Source organism: Brevundimonas sp. LM2, from assembly GCF_002002865.1.
Taxonomy (GTDB): domain Bacteria; phylum Pseudomonadota; class Alphaproteobacteria; order Caulobacterales; family Caulobacteraceae; genus Brevundimonas.
This window is the reverse complement of record NZ_CP019508.1, coordinates 3,157,118-3,170,523: the sequence shown is the minus strand read 5'-3', so window position 1 is coordinate 3,170,523 and position 13,406 is coordinate 3,157,118. Positions and strand designations below refer to the sequence as shown.

Genomic DNA, 13,406 nt, shown 5'->3' with positions numbered 1-13,406 from the left:
CGGAGCCCTGTTGCCTTATCTGATCCGCCGTGCCCCCACCCCCACCCAACCCTCCCCCCTCGAGGGGGAGGGCTCTCGAGTGTGCTGCCCATGCCCCTGATCCTGACTGAAGAGCAGACCATGCTGAAGGAGGCCACCGACGGCTTCCTCAGCGAGAACGCCCCCATCGCCCACCTGCGCCAGCTGCGGGACAGCAAGGACGCCGACGGCATCTCCCGCGACCTGTGGAAGGCGTTCGGCGAGATGGGGTTCGCCGGCGTCATCATCCCCGAGGAACATGGCGGCTCCGGCCTCGGCGCGGTCGAGGCGGGGATCGTGGCCGAGGGGCTGGGCCGTACCCTGACGCCCTCGCCCTTCTTCGGCTCGTCCATCCTCGCCGCCCGCATCCTGATCGACGCAGCCTCGGCCGAGCAGCAGGCCGCCTGGCTGCCCCGGATCGCGGCGGGCGAGGCCATCCTGTCGCTGGCGCTCGACGAAGGCCCCAAGCACCAGCCGTCGCGCATCGCGACCACGGCCGAACGCAGCGGCAACGGCTTCAAATTGAACGGAGCCAAGGGCTTCGTGCTGGACGGCCATATCGCCGACGCCCTGATTGTGGCGGCCAGGACCGAGGCGGGCACGACCCTGTTCCTGGTCGATCCGAAGACGGCGGGCGTTGCGATCGAGCGCACCGTCATGGTCGATGCCCACAACGCCGCCCGCATCGTCCTGACCGACGTTCAGGTCGACGCCGACGCGGTGATCGGCGCGGTCGACGGCGGGGAGGCGGCGCTGGAGGGGGCGCTGAACCTCGGCCGCGCCTGCGCCGCCGCCTGCCTGACCGGGGCGGGGGATCAGGCCTTTCTGACCACCGTCGACTACCTTCGCACCCGCAAACAGTTCGGCAAGGCCATCGGCGAGTTCCAGGCCCTGCAGCACCGCGCCGCCCATCTGTTCACCGAGCTGGAGCTGGCCAAGGCCGCCGTCTTGGGGGCGCTCCAGCGGCTCGACGCCGGGGCCGAACGCGCCGACCTCGCCGTCTCGGTCGCCAAGGCCAAGGCCGGCAAGGTGGCCGAGCTGGCGGTGCAGGAGGCGGTGCAGATGCACGGCGGCGTGGGCATGACCGACGAATACGACGTCGGCCTGTTCATGAAGCGCGTCCGCGTCCTGAACGAGCTCCTGGGCGACGCCGGATTCCACGCCGAGACGCTGGCCCGAGCCGGGGGCTACTAGGGGAAACGCCCTTCAGGCCGCCCTAGTGGATGCTTTCCCCGTGCTGGGAATAGTCGAGGCCCTCGACCTCGCCGTCCCTGGGCACGCGCAGGCCGGTGGTGAATTTGCAGATCATCAGCACCAGGAAGGTGCCGACCGCGCTCCAGGCCATGACGGCGGCCAGACCGACGATCTGTTTGAGCACGTCCGCGCCCTCGGCCACGCCGTTGATGGCGGTGGTGGCGAAGACGCCGGTCAGGATGGCCCCGACGATGCCGCCCACCCCGTGGATGCCGAAGGCGTCGAGACTGTCGTCGTACTTCAGCGCATGCTTCAGCCAGACGGCACCCGCATAGCAGGCCGGGCCGCCGATCAGGCCGATCAGGAAGGCCCCCTTGGGGTCGACGAAGCCGGCGGCGGGGGTGATGGCGACCAGCCCGCCGACGATGCCGGACAGCAGGCCGAGCAGGGTCGGCCGCTTCTTGTCGATCCATTCGATCGTCATCCAGCCCAGGGCCGCCGCGGCCGGGGCGAGGATGGTGTTCAGGGCGGCAACGGCGGCGATCCCGTCGGCCGCCCAGGCCGAGCCCGCGTTGAACCCCAGCCAGCCGACGAACAGCAGGCCGGTGCCGATGGCGGTATAGGCCAGGTTGGCCGGGGCCATATTGTCCCGCCCGAATCCGTACCGCGGGCCCAGCACCAGGGCGCAGACCAGGCCGGCGACCCCGGCGTTGACGTGCACAACCGCCCCGCCCGCGAAGTCCAGCACGCCCCACGACCCGAGGTAGCCGCCGCCCCAGACCTGATGGCAGATCGGGGCGTAGACGATCAGGTGCCACAGGCCGAAGAACAGCAGGGACGCCGAGAATTTCATCCGCTCGGCGAAGGCTCCGGCGATCAGGGCCGGGGTGATGATGGCGAAGGTCAGCTGATAGGCGATCCAGAGATACTCCGGCAGGCCAGGGGCCAGGCTGTGGGCCGTGTCGATCCGGACCCCGTCGAGGAACAGAGCCTGGACGCCGCCGATGAAACCGTTGGTCGCCGGGCCGGAGCTGCCGAACGACAGGCTGTAGCCGACCACGAACCACAGCACGGTCACCACCATCAGGGCCGCGGTGGAGGCGGCGATGGTGGCGATGATGTTCTTCTTGCGCACCATGCCGCCGTAGAACAGCGCCAGGCCGGGCAGGGTCATCATCAGCACGAAGGCCGTCGAGACCAGGATCCAGGCCGTGCCGGCCGCGTCGAGCGCCACGGGGGCCTGATGGGCGAGGAGAACCGGCGTCGCCGTCACGCCGGAACCGCCTGACCCGGATCGACCTTGCGGTCCGCCTCGGCCACGGCGGCCGGAACGATGCGGACGAACCGCTTGAGGCTGTCGCCCCAGGCCGAGAGCAGACGCCGCGCCAGGGGCGATCCGGTCGCGGCCAGATGGGCCTCGATCAGGGCCTTCAGCCGCTCGCCGGCCTCGGACGTGACGGGCGCGAAGGCCGCCAGGTCGCCGTTCAGGGCCAGGCCGGTCCGCCCCGCCTCGTCCAGCACGAACAGCTCGCCGCCCGACATGCCGGCGGCCAGGTTCCAGCCGACCAGACCCAGGATCGCAACCCGGCCGCCGGTCATGTATTCGCAGGCGTGGGCCCCCGCGCCCTCGACCACGGCCTCGGCCCCCGAGTTGCGCACCGCGAACCGCTCGCCCGCCGAGCCGGCCACGAACAGCCGGCCCGAGGTGGCCCCGTACAGGGTGGTGTTGCCGATGGCGGGCTGGTGGGCGCGCCATTCGATCGGCTTGACCACGATCTCGGCCCCCGACAGGCCCTTGCCGACATAGTCGTTGGCCTCGCCGGTCAGCTCCAGCTTCAGGCCCCTGGCCCCGAAGGCCCCGAACGACTGCCCGGCCGAGCCCTGCAGCTTCAGGGTCAGGACGCCGGTCGGGCCGGTCGGGCCCCAGCGCCGCACGATGGCGGAGGAGACCCCCGCGCCGATGGTCCGCATGACGTTGGAGATCGGATAGGTCAGCTCCGACGTCTGGCCGCGATCCAGGAAGGCCCAGGCGTCGTTGAGGACGCGGGCGTCCAGCGTCGGCGGAACCTCGGCGCGACCCTTCTCGGCCCACAGCTTCTTCTCGGCCGCCTCGACCCGCACCAGCAGCGGGTTCAGATCGAGGTCGTCCAGATGCGCCCCGCCGCGCCGGACCTGGCGCAGCAGGTCTGTGCGGCCCACGATCTCGTCCAGGCTGCGCGCGCCCAGCAGGGCCAGGTATTCGCGGACCTCCTCGGCGATGAAGCTGAACAGGTTGACGACCTTGTCCGCCGTGCCGGTGAATTTCTCGCGCAGGCGCGGGTCCTGGGAGCAGACGCCGACCGGGCAGGTGTTGGAATGGCACTGACGCACCATCAGACAGCCCATGGCGATCAGGCTGGCGGTGCCGATGTTGAACTCCTCGGCCCCCAGGATGGCGGCGATGACGATGTCGCGCCCGGTGCGCATGCCGCCGTCGGCGCGGACCACTACGTGGCTGCGCAGGTTGTTGAGGCTCAGCACCTGATGGGTCTCGGCCAGGCCGATCTCCCACGGCAGGCCGGCGTGCTTGATCGAGGACTGGGGCGAGGCCCCGGTGCCGCCGTTGTGGCCGGCGATCAGAATGACGTCGGCCTTGGCCTTGGCGACCCCGGAGGCGATCGCCCCGATGCCCGAGGCGCTGACCAGCTTCACCGTCACCCGAGCGTCCGGATTGATCGACTTCAAGTCGTAGATCAGCTGGGCCAGGTCCTCGATCGAATAGATGTCGTGGTGCGGCGGGGGGCTGATCAGGGTGGTGCCGACGGTCGAATGCCGCATCCGGGCGATGAACTCGGTGACCTTGAAGCCGGGCAGCTGGCCCCCCTCGCCGGGCTTGGCTCCCTGGGCGATCTTGATCTCGATCTCGCGGCACTGGTTCAGATATTCGGCAGTGACGCCGAACCGGCCCGACGCGATCTGCTTGACCGCCGAGTTCATGTTGTCGCCGTCCGGGCGGGTCGCATAGCGGTCCGGATCCTCCCCGCCCTCGCCGGAGACCGAGCGGGCCCCGATGCGGTTCATGGCCACGTTCAGCACGCCGTGGGCCTCAGGCGACAGAGCCCCCAGCGACATGCCGGGCGTCAGGAAGCGCTTGCGGATGTCGGAGACGCTTTCGACCTCCGACACCGGGACCGGCGTCAGACCCTCGCGCCAGTCCAGCAGGTCGCGCGGGGCCAGGTCCGGCTGCTCGCGGACGGCCTCGGCATACTGTTTGAACCGCTTGTAGTCGCCGCGATTGCAGGCGTCTTGCAGCAGGTGGATGACCTTGGCCTCATAGGCGTGGGCCTCCTGGCCCGCGCGGATGCGGAAGAAGCCGCCGATGGCCGGGGAGGGCGCGGCCTCGGTCCAGGCGGCGGCATGGCGCTGGATCGCCGCGCGCTCCAGCCCGGCCAGGCCGATGCCGGAGATGCGCGACGGGGCGCCGGGGAATAACTCGGCCGTCACGGCGCGGCTCAGGCCCAGCACCTCGAACTCGCAGCCGCCGCGATAGGCGGAGATGACGCTGATGCCCTTGCGGGCCAGGGTCTTCATTAGCCCGGCTTCCAGCGCGCCCTTGTAGTTGAGGCAGGCGCGGTTCAGCGACAGGCCCGGATAGGCCCCGCGGTCCAGACGCTCCTGGAACAGCTCCTGCGCCAGCCAGGGGTTGATGGCGGTGGCCCCGACCCCGATCAGGACCGCGAACCCGTGCGGGTCCAGCACCTCGGACGAGCGAACGACGATGGAGACGAAGCTGCGCAGGCCGGTGTCGGTCAGGCGGCCGTGAACCCCGGCGGTGGCCAGGATCATCGGCACGGAGATGCGATCCTCCGACGCCCGCTCGTCGGTGACGACGATCAGGCCGCATCCGCCGCGCACGGCGGCCTCGGCCTCGTCCTTGATCCGGTCGAGCGCGGTCCGCAGGCCGGCACCAGGGCGGTCACCCTCCGCCGGCAACGGGTACGAACAATCGATCACCACGGTCGAACCGGCCTCGACGACATCGAGCATCCGCTCGTACATGCCAGTGGTTAGGACCGGGCTGTCCAGCACGAAGACGTTGGTCTGGGCCTCTTCCTCGGCGAGGATATTGCCCAGGTTCTTGAACCGGGTCTTCAGGCTCATGGCCCCGGCTTCGCGCAGGGGGTCGATCGGCGGATTGGTGACCTGGCTGAAGTTCTGGCGGAAATAGTGGGCCAGGGGCCGGGGCAGGGCGGAGAGGACCGCCGGCGGGGCGTCGTCGCCCATGGACCCGACCGCCTCCTTGCCGTCCGTGATCATCGGATCCAGCAGCAGGTCCAGGTCCTCGCGGCTGAAGCCCGCGGCGATCTGGCGGCGGGTCAGGGCCTCGCCGGTGGCGGCGCGCGGCTCGGGTCCGGGGCCGATCAGGGGCTCCAGATCGACCATGTTCTCCAGCCACTCCGTATAGGGATGGTCGGTGGCCAGGGCGTCGATGGCCTGGGTCTCGTCCAGGATCACGCCGGCCTGAAGGTCGGCGACGATCATCCGCCCCGGCCCGATCGGCAGGCGGCGCTTGATGCGGCTTTCGGGCAGGCCGGCCAGACCGGCTTCCGAGCCCGCCAGCAGCAGGCCGTCGTGGGTCTCCATGGCGCGCAGGGGGCGCAGGCCGTTGCGGTCCTTGCCGCAGACGATCCATCGGCCGTCGGTCGCGCAGATGGCGGCGGGCCCGTCCCAGGGCTCCATCACCGCGTTGCAGTAGGCATACAGCGCCCGGTGCTCGGCCTTCATCAGCCCCTCGTCCTTGGCCCAGGCCTCGGGGATCAGCAGGGCCTTGGCCATGGGGGCCGGGCGACCGGCGCGGACGAGGACCTCGAAGACGTTGTCGAGCGCGGCGGAGTCCGACCCACCCGGCTGGACGACCGGCTTGACGTCGCCGTCATGGCTGCCGAAGGCCTGAGCCGTCATGCGGATCTCGTGGGACCGCATCCAGTTCAGATTGCCCTTCAGCGTGTTGATCTCGCCGTTGTGGGCCAGCATCCGGAACGGCTGGGCCAGCCGCCATTCGGGGAAGGTGTTGGTCGAATAGCGCTGGTGGAAGATGGCGTAGGCGGACTGGAAGGTCGGATCCAGCAGGTCCGGATACAGCTGGTCCAGCAACTCGGCCCGGACCATGCCCTTGTAGATCAGCGACCGCGCCGACAGGGAGCAGATGTAGAACCCCGGCACGCTTTCGGCCAGGACCGCGCTCTCGATGCGGCGGCGGCACAGATACAGTTCGCGCTCCAGCGCCTCGCGGGCGTCCGGCCCGGCCAGTTCGGCCGGGGCCGCCAGCATGACCTGCTCGATCTCGGGCCGGGTGGCGTCGGCCTTGGACCCCACGACCCGCAGGTCGATCGGCGTCTGGCGCCAGCCATAGATGAAGAAGCCGGCGCGCAGCACCTCGGTCTCGACGATGGCGCGGGCGCGATCCTGGGCCCCCAGGTCGGTGCGCGGCAGGAAGATCTGACCGATGGCGATCGGGCCGGGCCGCAGGGCCTGGCCGATGATCCGGACCTGTTCGGCGAAAAAGGCCTGGGGGGCCTCGACCATCAGGCCGGCCCCGTCGCCCGACAGGCCGTCGGGATCGACCGCGCCCCGGTGGGCGACGTTCTTCAGCGACTTGATGGCCAGCTCGACCACCTCGCGCCGGGGCACGCCGTCGATGGCGGCGACCAGGCCGACCCCGCAGGCGTCCTTCTCCGACGACGGCTCATAGGCGTGGGCGTCGATCAGGCGCTGGCGGTCTTGTTGGTATTGCGTCAGCCAGGTCATGCGGCCTGCTCCTGGGTGCGGGCCTTCAGATAGCGGTCGATCTCCGCTGCGGCGTCCTGGCCGTCGCGCACGGCCCAGACCACCAGCGAGGCCCCGCGCACCGCGTCCCCGGCGGCATAGACGCCCGGCAGGCTGGTGGCGAAGCCGCTGCGGGCCACGGCCACCGTGTCCCATTCGGTCAGGCTGAGGTCGTCATGGTGAGCGGCGAAGGCCTCGGGCAGGAAGCCCAGTGCCTCGATCACCAGGTCGGCGGGCAGGTCGAAATCGGACCCCGGCACCGGCACGATCTCGCGCCGCTTGCCGAACTCGGGCTCCGACAGGGCCATGCGGGCGGCGCGGACGGCGGAGACCGCGCCGTCGCGCGACATCAGGGCCTTGGGCGCGGCCAGCCATTCGAACCGGATGCCCTCTTCCTCGGCGTTCAGCACTTCGCGGGCCGAGCCCGGCATGTTGTCGCGGTCGCGGCGATACAGGCAGGTGACGCTGGCCGCGCCCTGGCGCACGGCGGTGCGGACGCAGTCCATGGCCGTGTCGCCGCCGCCGATGACGACGACGTTGCGCCCGCGGGCATGATGGCCGGTGTCGTCGTCGGCCTCGCCGAGGTCGCGGCGGTTCTGGTGGATCAGGTATTCGAGCGCGGGCAGGGTGTCACCCGGACCCGCCCCCGGGACCTGCAGCGCCCGGGCCTGATAGACCCCCATGGCCAGCAGGACCGCCTCGTGTCGCTCGCGCAGCTCGGCCAGGGTCACGTCGGTGCCGACGTCGCAGTTCGTGACGAAGGTCACGCCGCCGTCGATCAGCCGATCGACCCGGCGCTGGACCACCCGCTTCTCCAGCTTGAAGCCGGGGATGCCGTAGGTCAGCAGGCCGCCCGGGCGGTCGTGGCGGTCGTAGACGGTGACCTGATAGCCCTGCTCGCGCAGCCGGTCGGCGGCGGCCATGCCGGCGGGGCCGGCCCCGACGATGCCGACGCTTTCGGGCCGCTCATGCAGGGGCCGGATCGGTTCGACCCAGCCGTTGTCGAAGGCGGTGTCGCCGATGAAGGCCTCGACCGAGCCGATGGTCACGGCTTCCCAGCCCGACTGGTTCAGGGTGCAGGAGCCCTCGCACAGACGGTCCTGCGGACAGATGCGGCCGCAGATCTCGGGCATGGTCGAGGTGGCGGAGGCGATCTTCCAGGCCTCGCGCAGCTCGTTCTCGGCCGACAGGCCCAGCCAGTCGGGGATGTTGTTCTGCAGCGGGCAGGCGGTCTGGCAGAAGGGCACGCCGCAGTCGGTGCAGCGCCCGGCCTGGGTCTCGAGGTTCTGGGGCGTGGGTTTGACGATGATCTCGCCGAAATCCTGCACGCGCACGGACGCTTCCGCCTTGGGCAGGCGGCGCGGTTGAACGACGAACCCTTGGGGTCCGGATGGGCCTTTCTGTTGCATGGGCCCATATAAACCGAAGCGGGACCGTCGGCGCAAATGATTTCCCCGTGACGGGGTTCGTGCCCGGATCAAACGCAACGAATGTGCACAGATACGGCCGATTGCCGATGGCTTCTCCCTCCCCGTCCGGGGGGTCGTCGATGCGCTTGCATCGACGGGGTGGGAGCGGCCGGCGAGTTAGACCCCGCAGAGCGCTGCATGGTTCTGCCGCCCCCACCCGGTCTCCGCTGCGCTGCGACCCCCCTCCCTGAGGGGGAGGGGGATCACTGTGCCTCAGCTTTCCCAGCCGCCGGCCAGGGCCTTGAACAGGGCGATCTGGTAGCTGGTGACCAGGGCGTCCGACTGGGCCAGGGTCGCCTCGGCCGAGGCCTCCGTGCGCTGGGCGTCCAGCACCGTGAACAGGCTGTCGGCCCCGGCGTCGAACCGCAGGCGGGCCAGGCGGGCGGCGTTGGCGGCCTGGTCCCGCGCCTCGGTCAGGGCCGCGCGGCGGTCCAGCTCGTTGGCGTAGTTGGTCAGGGCCGTTTCGGTCTCCTGCAACGCCGCCAGAACCGTCTGGTCGAAGGTCGCCAGGGCGGCCTCGGTGCGGGCGTCGGCCGCCTCGATCCGGGCGCGCGTGGCCAGGATGTTGGGGAAGCTCCAGCTGATAAGCGGGCCGAACGAGAACCGGTAGGAGTCGTCGTCGCTGAGGTCCGAGGCGTCCAGCGCCGTCGACCCCAGCGATCCGCCCAGGGAGATGGTCGGATACAGCGAGGCCGTGGCCACGTTCACGCGGGCGGCGGCGGCGGCCAGGCTGCGTTCGGCCTGGCGGATGTCGGGGCGACGCGCCAGCAGGGCCGCGCCGTCGCCGACCGGGATCGGCTGGTTCAGCTGCGGCGGACGCTGGCAGGACCGCGCGGCCTGGGAGGCCTCGGTCGGGGTCACGCCCGTCAGCGTCGACAGGCGATACAGGGCCCCGTCGCGCTGGGCCCGCAGCGTCGGCAGCTGCGCCCGGGTCAGGGCCAGCTCGGCCTGGGCGCGCGAGGTGTCCAGACCGGTGCCGGCCCCGCCTTCCAGCAGGCGCTGGGTCAGGTCGGCGGTGTTCTGCTGCAGGCCCAGGGTGCGTTCGGCGACGGCGATCTGGGCATTGGCCGAACAGGCGTCGGCATAGGCCCGGGCGGTCTCGGCTGCGACGGAGACGCGGATGACCTCCAGCGCGGCGGCCTGGGCGTCCACATCGGCGCGGGCGGCGCGGATGGTCGAGGCGACCCGGCCGAACAGGTCGATCTCGTAGGAGGCGTCGAGGCCGACGTCATAGACGTCGAGTTCGGGCGCGTCCTGACCGGCGGGCAGGCCGATCGAGGTCGCGGTCGACGACTGGCTGCGTGTCGCGGACGCGGAGGTGTTGGTCGTCGGCAGCAGGCCCGACCGGGCCTCCGACAGGCTGGCCCGCACGGCGCGCAGATTGGCGACGGCCGCCTCCAGCTCGTTGTTTTGGGCGAAGGCCTGTTCGATCAGGCCGTCCAGCGTGGGGTCGGCATAGAGCCGCCACCAGTCGCTGCGCGCCTCTGCCTTCGAGACCGCGCCGTTGGCGGCCCCAAGCGGCGTGCTTACGAAGGCACCCGACGCGAGGGGGGGGAGAGTGGCGTCGGGTGCCTTCGGCCCGACCGCGCACGCTGCCAACAGGGCGGAGGCGGCGCAGGCGGTCAGGAGGGGGGAAAGGCGGGTCGGGATCATGCGGCGTCTCCCGTGCGCGGCGCGGTGTGCGCGGGCGCCGGTTCGTGGGAGCCATAGGGGGCGCCCGTGGTGGGCGTCTCCGAGGGCTTGGTCGGCGTCTGCGGGATCCGGGCGGCCAGGCCGCGGCAGATCACGTAGAAGACCGGGGTGAACAGCAGACCGAAGACGGTGACCCCGATCATGCCGAAGAACACGGCGGCGCCCAGCGACTGACGCATCTCGGCCCCGGCTCCATCGGCCAGCACCAGGGGCAACACGCCCAGGATGAAGGCGAAGGAGGTCATCAGGATCGGGCGCAGCCGGATCCGGGCGGCCGCGACGGCGGCGTCCCAGCGGTCCATGCCGTGCTCTTCCTGCTGCTTGGCGAACTCCACGATCAGGATGGCGTTCTTGGCCGCCAGGGCGATCAGCACCACCAGCCCGACCTGGACCAGGATGTTGTTGTCCAGCCCCAGGGCGTTGACCCCCAGCATGGCCGCCAGCAGACACATCGGCACGATCAGGATGACCGCCAGCGGCAGAGTGAAGGCCTCGTACTGGGCGGCCAGCACCAGGAAGACCAGCAGCACCGCGACCACGAAGATGATCGTCGCCCCGCCCGCCGCCTGTTTCTCCTGATAGGCCAGGCCGGTCCACTCGTAGGAGAAGCCGGGCGGCAGGGCCTGGGCCGCCATCTCTTCCATGATGCCCAGGGCCTCGCCGGACGAGACGCCGGGCGCGCCCTGGCCCTGCAGCTCGGCCGCCGGGAACAGGTTGTAGCGGACGATCCGCGACGGACCCGCGCTTTCGCGCAGGGTCGCCACCGAGCCCAGCGGCACCATGGCCCCGCTCTCGGAGCGGACCTTCAGGTTGGCGATGTCGGCCATGTCGTCGCGATAGGCCGGCTCGGCCTGGGCGGTGACCCGGAAGGTCCGGCCCAGCATATTGAAGTCGTTGACGTAGGACGATCCCAGATAGATGCCCATGGTCTCGAACACGGCCGAGGGCTGGACGCCCATCATCAGGGCCCGGTCGCGGTCGACGTCGGCCTCGATGCGCGGCGAACCGGTGTTGTAGGTCGAGAACACCTGCTGCACCTGGGTCGGGGCCGCGGCCGCCGCGCCCATCATCGCATAGGTGGCCCCTTCCAGCGCGCCATAGCCGGCCGCGGACGTGTCCTGGACCATCATGGCGAAGCCGTTGCCGGTTCCCAGCCCCTGAACCGAGGGCGGGGCGATGACGAAGATGTTGGCGTTCTGGATGCCGGAGGCGGCCCCGGTGATGGCCCCGGCCAGGGCGGTCGCCGTGGTCTCGCGCGTCGTGCGGTCCTCATAGTCGTTCAGGCGCACGAAGATGGTCGCGGCATTAGACCCGAACGAGAAGCTGGTCCCGTCCAGACCGGCGAAGGCCACGGTGCCGTCGACGCCTTCGGTGCCCTCGATGATGACCCGGGCCCGGTCCATCACCGCATTGGTCCGCTCCAGCGAGGAGCCGGCCGGCAGCTGCACGACGCCGATCAGATAGCCCTGATCCTGCTCGGGGATGAAGCCGGAGGGGGTGTCGATCAGACGCCAGGCCGTCAGGCCCAGCAGGCCGACGTAGACGACCAGCACCAGGGCCACGGTCCGGACCAGACGCGCGGTCAGACGGCCGTAGCGGTCGGACAGCCAGTCGAAGCCCTCGTTGAACTTCCGTCCGCCCCAGCCGGCGTAGTATTTCGCCTTGCCGAAGGCCGTGCGGGGACGCGGGGCGGCCTCGTCATGGTGCTGGTGCGGCTTGAGCAGCAGGGCGGCCATGGCCGGCGACAGCGTCAGGGAGACGAATAGGGAGACCACGGTCGCCGCCGCGATGGTGACGGCGAACTGGCGGTAGAAGATGCCCGGGATGCCCGGCACGAACATGGTCGGGATGAACACGGCCACCAGCACCAGACCGATGGCGATCAGGGCACCGGAGACCTCCTCCATGGACTTGTAGGCGGCCTCCTTGGGCGACAGACCCTCGCGGACGTAGCGTTCGACGTTCTCGACCACGACGATGGCGTCATCGACCACGATCCCCACCGCCAGCACCAGGGCCAGCAGCGACAGGGAGTTGATCGAATAGCCGAGCGCCAGCTGCACCGCGAAGGTGGCGACCAGCGCGATCGGGATGGCGACGATCGGGATGATCGCGGCGCGCCACGACTGCAGGAAGATCAGCACGACCAGGACGACCAGAATGACCGCCTCGATCAGGGTGTGCTGGACCGACTCGACCGAGGCGGCGACGAATTCCGTCGGGTTGTAGGGGACGCCGATCTCCAGACCCGCGGGCGCGTCGGCCTTGATGGCCTCGACCTCGGCCAGGACGCGTTCGGCGGTGCCGAGCGCATTGGCCCCCGGCTGCTGAACGACGGCGATGCCGACGCCGCGGACGCCGTCGAAATAGCCCTGGATGCCATAGTCCTGAGCACCCAGTTCGACGCGGGCGATGTCGCGGATGCGCGTGACCCGGCCGTCGGCGTCGGTCTTGACGGCGATGTCGGCGAATTCCTCGGGGCTGGATAGACGCCCCTGGACCTGGATCGGCTGCTGGAAGGCGGAGGCGTTGGTGGCGAAGGGGGGCTGGCCGATCGAGCCGGCGGCGGCCTGGATGTTCTGGCCGCGCAGGGCGGTGGTGATGTCGGAGGCGTTCAGACCGCGCGCGGCGGCCTTGGCCGGATCGATCCAGACCCGCATCGAATAGTTGCCGCCGCCGAAGACGGTGACGTTGCCCACGCCCTCGATCCGGAGCAGGCGGTCGCGCAGGGTCGAGTTGGCGTAGTTGCCGATATAGTCGCTGTTCAGGACGTCGCCGGGCGAGGTCAGGCCCAGGATCATCAGGAAGCCGGATTCCTGCTTGTTGACGATGACGCCGACCTGACGGACGGCCTCGGGCAGGCGCGGCTCGGCCAGGGCGACCCGGTTCTGGACCAGCACCTGGGCGTTATCCAGATCGGTGCCGGGTTCGAAGGTCACGGTGATCGCCACCGTGCCGTCCGAGGTCGAGGAGGACGACAGGTACAGCATCCCCTCGACGCCGTTGACCTCCTGCTCGATCGGCGCCGCCACCGTCTCGGCCAAGGTCTCGGCCGAGGCTCCGGAATAGGCGGTGTTGATGGTGATCGTGGGCGGCGCGATGTCCGGATACTGCGCCAGGGGCAGCAGCGGATAGGCGAAGATCCCGACCAGGGTGATGAACACCGCCAGCACGGCGGCGAAGATCGGCCGGTCGATGAAGAAGCGCGAGATGTTCATGCGTCTGGTC

6 protein-coding genes are annotated in these 13,406 nt (G+C 70.3%); 1 reads left to right on the top strand and 5 read right to left on the bottom strand.

Going from position 1 to position 13,406, the window contains the following annotated elements:
- Positions 1-90: 90 nt before the first annotated feature.
- A complete protein-coding gene (locus tag BZG35_RS15660) occupies positions 91-1,212 on the top strand; it encodes an acyl-CoA dehydrogenase family protein (RefSeq protein WP_077358201.1) in 1,122 nt (373 codons plus the stop codon).
- 22 nt (positions 1,213-1,234) lie between these two features.
- On the opposite strand, the gene BZG35_RS15655 is transcribed toward BZG35_RS15660, so the two are convergent.
- The 5 genes from BZG35_RS15655 to BZG35_RS15635 all read right to left on the bottom strand — a co-directional run bounded on the left by BZG35_RS15655 (position 1,235) and on the right by BZG35_RS15635 (position 13,396).
- Positions 1,235-2,485, bottom strand: a complete 1,251-nt coding sequence (locus BZG35_RS15655) for an ammonium transporter (protein WP_077357048.1) — start codon at positions 2,483-2,485, stop codon at positions 1,235-1,237.
- Positions 2,482-6,999: a glutamate synthase large subunit gene (gltB, locus tag BZG35_RS15650; protein ID WP_077357046.1), complete on the bottom strand. Its 4,518-nt coding sequence runs from the start codon at positions 6,997-6,999 to the stop codon at positions 2,482-2,484. The genes BZG35_RS15655 and gltB overlap by 4 nt, the downstream gene beginning before the upstream one ends.
- The gene (locus tag BZG35_RS15645) at positions 6,996-8,426 is read right to left on the bottom strand and encodes an NAD(P)-dependent oxidoreductase (protein WP_077357044.1); all 1,431 of its coding nucleotides are present in this window, start codon (positions 8,424-8,426) and stop codon (positions 6,996-6,998) included. The genes gltB and BZG35_RS15645 overlap by 4 nt, the downstream gene beginning before the upstream one ends.
- A gap of 273 nt (positions 8,427-8,699) precedes the next feature.
- Positions 8,700-10,139, bottom strand: coding sequence for an efflux transporter outer membrane subunit (locus BZG35_RS15640; protein ID WP_077357042.1), 1,440 nt, complete (start codon positions 10,137-10,139; stop codon positions 8,700-8,702).
- Entirely contained in the window at positions 10,136-13,396 is a 3,261-nt protein-coding gene (locus BZG35_RS15635) for an efflux RND transporter permease subunit (RefSeq protein ID WP_077357040.1), read from the bottom strand. Before BZG35_RS15635 ends, BZG35_RS15640 begins: the two co-directional genes overlap by 4 nt.
- Between the last annotated feature and the right edge of the window lie 10 nt (positions 13,397-13,406).